Below are 734 nucleotides of genomic sequence, written 5' to 3'. Positions count from 1 at the left end.
TCCGCCAGCTGACCCAACCAGCAACGCCGCCAACGTGACCCGCCCCTCACAAGGGGGCGGGTCACGTCGCGTCCGCCCCGTCCGGCTCGGCTGTGTGCGTCGCCGCCTGCCTCGTGCTCTTCAGTCCCGTGTGTAGGGGTTGCGGGGGTTGCTCCGCCCGCAGCCACAGTGCGGTTCACCGGGCCGGGGGAGCGGTGGGACACCCAACCCGCCCTCCGGCCCGCCGCCATCCGTTACCGGCCCGTGAAGGGACACATTGTGTGCGTCAAGCCCGACCTGAACACCGCGCTAGCCAACCTGCGTACGAACACCGAGGCGTGGAGGGCCAGTCTTGCCCGGCATGCTTCCGGCGAGCGCCCGGCCAACGGGCTCGCCTGGGACGTCGCGATCATGGAGAGCCGCGATGAGATCGCCGCGAGGATCGTGGACGACTTCGACGCGATCGATGAGGAGATGTCCGAGCGTCGGGGTATCGACAGTGCCGCCCCGTCGGCGTGGACGATCGACCGCCTCACCGACGACCAGTTCGACGCCGTCAAGGCCGACTGGCCGGAGTTGGCCTTGTTCAGCGACGACACGGTGCGCAGGGTCGCCAATGCCGTCGGCATCCACATGGTCCGTGCCATGGCCCGGGAGGCGGTACGCCGTGCCCCCGCCGTCCTCAATCCCGGCGCGAAGTAGGCGCAGAATCCCGACAGGTTCCACGGCCCGCCCCTCGCATTCTTATCGAGGGG

The 734-nt window shown here is 69.6% G+C and carries 1 protein-coding gene; it reads left to right on the top strand.

Features of this window, described 5'->3' with window-relative positions:
• Positions 1–243: 243 nt before the first annotated feature.
• Complete coding sequence (locus tag EEJ42_RS31090; protein WP_246097511.1) at positions 244–681, top strand: hypothetical protein; 438 nt, start codon at positions 244–246, stop codon at positions 679–681.
• Positions 682–734: the final 53 nt, after the last annotated feature.

Source organism: Streptomyces botrytidirepellens, assembly GCF_003721215.1.
GTDB classification, from domain to species: Bacteria; Actinomycetota; Actinomycetes; order Streptomycetales; family Streptomycetaceae; genus Streptomyces; species Streptomyces himastatinicus.
Note: the sequence above shows the minus strand (reverse complement) of the source record. Positions and strands in the feature narration are given on the sequence as shown.